This is a genomic window from Ilumatobacter nonamiensis YM16-303 (genome assembly GCF_000350145.1).
Taxonomy (GTDB): Bacteria; Actinomycetota; Acidimicrobiia; order Acidimicrobiales; family Ilumatobacteraceae; genus Ilumatobacter_A; species Ilumatobacter_A nonamiensis.
This window is the reverse complement of sequence record NZ_BAOL01000215.1, coordinates 1-5656: the sequence shown is the minus strand read 5'-3', so window position 1 is coordinate 5656 and position 5656 is coordinate 1. Positions and strand designations below refer to the sequence as shown.

6 protein-coding genes and 1 pseudogene are annotated in these 5656 nt (G+C 66.5%); 3 read left to right on the top strand and 4 right to left on the bottom strand.

Going from position 1 to position 5656, the window contains the following annotated elements; translation table 11 throughout:
• Positions 1 to 47: 47 nt before the first annotated feature.
• A complete protein-coding gene (locus ON45_RS17590) occupies positions 48 to 248 on the bottom strand; it encodes a hypothetical protein (RefSeq protein WP_040495593.1) in 201 nt (66 codons plus the stop codon).
• 67 nt (positions 249 to 315) lie between these two features.
• Here ON45_RS17590 and map point away from each other — a divergent pair, with 67 nt between their 5' ends.
• Positions 316 to 1305 (top strand): type I methionyl aminopeptidase, encoded by a 990-nt coding sequence (gene map / locus ON45_RS17585; protein WP_040495590.1) that lies wholly within the window; start codon positions 316 to 318, stop codon positions 1303 to 1305.
• A 30-nt stretch (positions 1306 to 1335) separates the two neighbouring features.
• Here map and ON45_RS17580 read toward each other — a convergent pair whose 3' ends face one another.
• The 3 genes from ON45_RS17580 to leuA are packed head-to-tail and all read right to left on the bottom strand — an operon-like array spanning position 1336 to position 3825.
• Positions 1336 to 1524 carry a ferredoxin gene (locus ON45_RS17580; RefSeq protein ID WP_040495588.1) on the bottom strand — a complete coding sequence of 63 codons (189 nt, stop codon included), beginning with the start codon at positions 1522 to 1524 and terminating at the stop codon, positions 1336 to 1338.
• Positions 1525 to 1560: 36 nt separating this feature from the next.
• On the bottom strand, positions 1561 to 2022 hold the full coding sequence (locus ON45_RS17575; protein WP_040495586.1) for a sunset domain-containing protein: 462 nt from the start codon (positions 2020 to 2022) through the stop codon (positions 1561 to 1563).
• 60 nt (positions 2023 to 2082) lie between these two features.
• Positions 2083 to 3825, bottom strand: a complete 1743-nt coding sequence (leuA, locus tag ON45_RS17570) for a 2-isopropylmalate synthase (protein WP_040495585.1) — start codon at positions 3823 to 3825, stop codon at positions 2083 to 2085.
• A 219-nt stretch (positions 3826 to 4044) separates the two neighbouring features.
• On the opposite strand from leuA, the gene ON45_RS17565 reads away from it, so the two are divergent.
• Together ON45_RS17565 and ON45_RS17560 are read left to right on the top strand one after the other, a co-directional pair.
• Positions 4045 to 5349 (top strand): DEAD/DEAH box helicase, encoded by a 1305-nt coding sequence (locus ON45_RS17565; RefSeq protein WP_051063307.1) that lies wholly within the window; start codon positions 4045 to 4047, stop codon positions 5347 to 5349.
• Between the two features lie 50 nt (positions 5350 to 5399).
• Positions 5400 to 5656, top strand: a pseudogene (locus tag ON45_RS17560) (phosphotransferase); the annotation flags it as partial.

Here is a 5656-nt window from a genome sequence, read left to right as displayed (position 1 = left end):
TCCATGTCGCGTCGTCGACGAGGAGACCCCCGCAACCGCGGTGCTCGTCACCGACGGTTCTCCAGCCATTCCATGATCGCGGGCCGGAGCCAGAGCCTCGGGCGGCCGTTGCCGAGGTCGACCACCGGGCGCGGCATGTCCGCGTAGCGGCGCTGGTACAAGCTGACACTGTTGGCATGCGTCAGGCCGAGGAGTGCTGCGAGTTCTCGGGAGTCGACCAGCTCTTCGGTGTTCACCATCGGGGCCATTCGATCAATCTATCGGACCTGTCTCCGCCCGTAGACACCGACCGTCTACACCCGTAGACTCCCTGCGATGAAACTGAAGTCGAACGATCCCTGCTGGTGCGGGAGCGGCGCCAAACACAAGCGTTGTCACGGTGATCGGCGCGCCGTGGGCGCCCGCCCGGTGCCCATCGGGAACGTCACCCCTCCGCGGTCGGTGCCGGACCACATCGTGCGTCCGGACTACGTCACGACGGGGAGGATCTCGACCTCGCGGAAGCCGCAGATCCAGGATGCGGAGTCGCTCACGCGGCTGCGGCACGCGTGTGCCGTCGCAGCCAAGGTGTTGATCCGCACGGGCGAGCACGTCGCCGTCGGACGGACGACCGAGCAACTCGACGAGATCGCCCACGACACCTACATCGAACTCGGCGCGTACCCGAGCACGTTGCACTACCGGGGCTACACGAAGTCGATCTGCACCTCGGTGAACGGCGTCATCTGCCATGGCATCCCCGACGACCGTCCGCTCGAGGACGGCGACATCGTCAACATCGACGTCACGGCGTTCGTCGACGGGATGCACGGCGACAACTCGGCCACCTTCCACGTCGGCACGCCGCGCCCGGCGATGATCGGCCTCATCGAGACCACGCGCGAAGCCACGCTCCGTGGGATCGACGCGATCCGACCGTTCGAACCCCTGCAGAACGTCGCCGAGGCGATCGAGACGTTCGCCGCATCACGCGGCTACGGCGTCGTTGCGGAGTACGGCGGTCATGGGATCGGCGCAACCTTCCACGCCGACCCCCACGTCAACCATTGCGTCGTCCGTGGCGACGACAGCTTCGTACTCCCCGGCATGACGTTCACGGTCGAACCGATGTTGCTCACTGGACGGCCGGAATTCCATCAGGCCGCGGACGGCTGGACCGAGCACGTCGACGACAACCGACCATCGGCCCAGTTCGAGCACACGGTGCTCGTCACCGACGACGGGGCGGAGATCCTGACCGTCACCGATGACGGTCGAACCGCCGTCGGTACCCTCGCCGACCTCGCTCGATCGGGTTCTGCCTGATCGACCCGGAACGGGACGGCGACCCGAGACCTACTCGACGCTGATCGCGGCGGTCGGGCACATGTCGGCGGCCTCGTTGACCTTGTCGTGGAGTTCCTCGCCCGGCTCCTCCTGCAGGACGTAGAGGTAGCCGTCGCTGCGGACCTCGAAGACCTCGGGGCAGACTTGCATGCACGCACCCGTGGATGCGCAGACGTCGAAATCAACGGTGACCTTCATGGACGAAACCTCTTTCGTGACAGGTTGGAGGAGCGGTCAGCTCTTGGACTGACGGTAGCCGTCGGCGATCGCGGCCTCGGCACTCTGGTAGCAGCGATCGGCGTTGGTCCGCTCGTAGAAGCGACCGTCCGGCACGTGGAAGATGCCCGAGTTGTCCTTCGCCTTGATCGGGTGACCGATCGGGCACGAACCATCGTCCGCGACGACCCAACCGCCGGCGACGCCGTCGCGGGACCGTGCTTCGGGAGCATCGACGAGCGAATTGACGAACGAGGCGCTCGACGTGCCGGAACGCTGCTCCGGGGCCGTGGTCGACGGCGCGGTCTCGGTGGCTGCGGGCGTGGCGGTCTGCGGCCGAGGCGGGATCGGCGGCCACTCGGCGGGACCCGACGGTTCGATCGCCGTGCGGTCGCGCCACCACGCGAACGCTGCGCCGCCGAGCGCAGCGACCAGTACCAACCAGAGAAGACGTCGAACCACGACCAGCAACACGTTCATTTCGGCCGACCGTAGTGCACCCGGCGGCGGGGCGGGTCGGACCCACCCCGCCACGCGTCGTCAGCGAGTATGACGTTCGAACGCCGCGAGGACCGCGCGGAGGCTGGCGGTGGTGATGTTCGGGCTCTGGCCGACACCCCAGCGGACGTCGCCGCCACCACGGACGGTCTCGAGATACGCGACCGCCATCGTGTTCGCGCCCTGTCCGATCGCGTGCTCGGCGTAGTCGAGCACGTCGAACTCGTAGCCGACACGATCGCCGAACTCCGCGAGCAACGCCGCGACGAACGCCTCGACCGGTCCGTCACCCTCGCCGCGGATCGACTCGGAGCGTCCATCCACCTCGACCTGAGCCTGGATGATCGTGCGGCCATCGTCGTCGGCGGCGCTCGTGTTCAGCTCGTGCGACCGGAGCTTGAACGTCGGCTCACTCGGGAGGTACTCCGACTGGAACTGGTCCCACATCACGCCGGGTCCGATCTCGGTGCCGGTGTCCTCGGTGATGTGCTGGATCGTCTTGGAGAACTCGATCTGGAGGCGGCGCGGGAGGTCGAATCCGTGTTCCGCCTTCATCACGTACGCCACGCCGCCCTTGCCCGACTGGCTGTTGACACGGATCACGGCTTCGTACGACCGGCCGACGTGCTTCGGGTCGATCGGCAGGTACGGCACGGCGAACATGTCGTACTCGCCGGTCTCGGGGTCGCGTCCGGCATCGAGCGCGGTCAGGCCCTTCTTGATCGCGTCCTGGTGGCTGCCGGAGAAGGCGGTGTAGACGAGATCGCCGACGTACGGATGGCGTGGCGACACGGGGAGCCGGTTGCAGTACTCGGCGACGCGGCGCAGCTTGTCGATGTCGGTGATGTCCAGCTCGGGGTCGACGCCGTTCATGAACAGGTTCATCGCGAGGTTGACGACGTCGACGTTGCCGGTGCGCTCACCGTTGCCGAACAGCGTCCCCTCGACGCGGTCGGCACCGGCCATCACGCCGAACTCCGCCGCCGCGACGGCACACCCACGGTCGTTGTGCGGGTGCAGCGAGACGATCACGCGTTCACGCTGCTTGATCGTGCGGCCGAACCACTCGATCACGTCGCCGTACACGTTGGGGGAGTAGCACTCGACCGTCGCAGGCAGGTTGAGGATCAGCCGGTCGTCCACCGTGGGCTCGATGACGTCCATCACGGCTTCGCACACCTCGATCGCGTAGTCCGGCTCGGTCAGCGTGAAGCTCTCCGGGCTGTACTCGTAGCGGACCTCGGTGGTCGAGCCATCGGCCCGAGCGGGCAGCGCGGCTTCCTGTGCCTTGCACATCTTGGCGCCGTTGACCGCGACCTGCTTGATTCCCGCTTTGTCGAGGTTGAACACGACCTCGCGCTGCAACGGGTTGGTCGAGTTGTAGAAGTGGACGATCGCCCGCGGTGCGCCGGCGATTCCCTCGTAGGTGCGCTCGATCAGTTCCTCACGGCACTGGACCAGGACCTGAATCCAGACGTCGTCGGGGATCAGATCCTCCTCGATCAGCTGGCGCAGGAAGTCGAAGTCCGGCTGGCTGGCCGACGGGAAGCCGACCTCGATCTCCTTGAAGCCCATGTCGACGAGCTCCTGGAACATCCGCAGTTTGCGGGCGGGGTCCATCGGGTCGATGAGCGCCTGGTTGCCGTCGCGCAGGTCGACCGAGCACCAGATCGGTGCGGCGGTGGTCGTGACGTTCGGCCACGTCCGGTCCTCGAGCACGATCGGGACGAACGGCGCGTACTTCTCGAACGGCATCGGTGTCGGGGTGGATGGTTGGGGTGGCATCGGATTCTCCGTGGGTGGGGTCGGTGTGAGTCAGGTGGTCGGGACAGGTCGGCGCGAACGGGCCGGAAAACGAAAGAACCCCCGGCCGGGAGGGCGGGGGTGAGGGCGAACGCGAAGATGTGGCGTTCGCCCTACGTAAGCAGCAGGAGGCCGAAGGCGTCAGCGTGCGTCACGGCAATCACTGTAGCACGACAGCCGAACGGTACGCTGGCGGACAACATGACATCACAACAATCCCGACGGGGAGCGCCCCGTCGCCGGCGTACGCGACCTTCCGAGCCTCACGATCGCGACCACGTCAACACATCGAACCTCACATCCATCAATGCACTCCCGCCGGTCGAAGCACCGACCGGTTTCGCCGAACTCGGCGTCCCGCCCCGCATCGACGAGGGCCTCGCAGCCTGCGGATTCGCTCAGCCGTTCAACATCCAGACCGAGGCGATTCCGGTCGCGATGCTGGGTCACGACGTCTGCGGCCGCGCCAAGACCGGCTCCGGCAAAACGCTCGCGTTCGGCGTGCCGATGCTCGCGCGCATCACCGACAAGGCCGAGCCGATGCGTCCGCTCGGACTGGTGCTCGTGCCGACTCGCGAGCTGGCCGTCCAGGTCGCGGAAGTCCTCCAGCCGGTCGCCACCGAGGCGAACATGAAGGTGCTACCGGTCTACGGCGGCGCGTCACGTCACCATCAGGTCGAGGAGATGGCGAAGGGTGTCGAGATCGTCGTCGCCACGCCGCTGCGTTTGATCGACCTCATCAAGTCGAACGAGATCAACCTCGACGACATGCAGATCGTCACGCTCGACGAGGCCGATCGCATGGCCGACGACGGGTTCACCCCGCAGGTCGAGTGGATCCTGCGCCATTGCACGAACCGCAACCAGACGATGCTGTTCTCGGCGACGCTCGACGGCGACGTCGGGCACCTGATCCGCGCGTACCAGACGAATCCCGAGACGGTCGCGATCGACGAGGCGACCGACACGGTCGGCGAGATGCGTCATCTGTTCCTCGGGATCCACCACATGGACCGGGACAAGGTGATCGGTTCGATCGCCAAGGGAATCCCGAAGATCATCGTGTTCTGCCAGACCAAGCGGCAGTGTGACCGGGCGACCGAGAAGCTGCAGGACCTGGGTATCGACGCCGAGGCGATCCACGGCGACCTACAACAGCGGTCGCGTGAGCGCGTGATGCGCAAGTTCGCCGAGGACAAGCTCCAGGTACTCGTCGCCACCGACGTCGCCGCCCGTGGCATCGACATCGACGACATCGGTGCGGTGATCCACTACGAACCAGCGAAGGACGTGAAGGACTACCTGCACCGTTCGGGCCGCACCGCTCGTGCCGGCCGGACCGGGTGGGCGATCACGATGTCCGAGTACAACCAGGTCACGCAGGTCCGAGTCCTCCAGCGGATGCTGAGCATGGATCCGACGAAGCCGGTCGAGGTGTTCTCGAACGACGTCCGGCTGTTCGACCTCGACTCGTTCGGCGAGGACGTCAAGACGACGACGAAGTGAGTCGCGGGCCCGAGTCAGGGCCCCGAGTCGCTGAGTGGGACACTGGGTCCGTGGGGGCTCAGAACATGCCGGAGGCCGAGGTCGACGTCACGGTCGATCTGGTGCGTGCATTGCTGCGCGATCAGCACGCGGATCTGGCGGACCTGTCGATCGTCGAGTTGGCGCACGGCTGGGACAACGTCATCTTCCGGTTGGGCGATGAGCTGACCGTCCGGCTGCCGCGTCGCTCGATGGCCGCGGTGCTCGTCGAGCACGAACAGCGAGTCCTGCCGGGCCTTGCGGTGTCGTTGCCGATCCCGATTCCCGC